Source organism: Burkholderia sp. A2, from assembly GCF_001729305.1.
GTDB classification, from domain to species: Bacteria; Pseudomonadota; Gammaproteobacteria; order Burkholderiales; family Burkholderiaceae; genus Burkholderia; species Burkholderia sola.
In genome coordinates this window covers 1,145-1,454 of sequence record NZ_LZXX01000010.1, presented here as the reverse complement: position 1 = coordinate 1,454, position 310 = coordinate 1,145, and the positions used below count along the sequence as shown (strand labels likewise).

The following is a 310-nucleotide window of genomic DNA, read 5'->3' as shown; positions in this document are numbered from 1 at the left end:
ATTCGCGCTGCGCCACCCGGTGCCGCCCGACGTGCAGCGCTCGCTCGAGCAGATCGCGACGAGCTCCGAGCAGGCCGCGCGTCTCGTCACGCAGCTGCTTGCGCTCGCGCGTGCCGAAAACCGCGCGAGCGGGCTCACGTTCGAGCCGGTCGAGATCGGCGCGCTCGCGCGGCGCACGGTGCGCGACTGGGTGCAGGCCGCGCTCGCGAAACGGATGGACCTCGGTTACGAAGGCCCGGACGACGACGCGCCGCTCGACGTCGACGGCAATCCGGTGATGCTGCGCGAGATGCTCGGCAACCTGGTCGAC

1 protein-coding gene is annotated in these 310 nt (G+C 71.9%); it reads left to right on the top strand.

Annotation, left to right across the window (positions count from 1 at the left end):
- Positions 1-310: sensor histidine kinase (locus A9Z05_RS01510; protein WP_371090547.1), on the top strand; the 310-nt coding region annotated here is incomplete at both ends.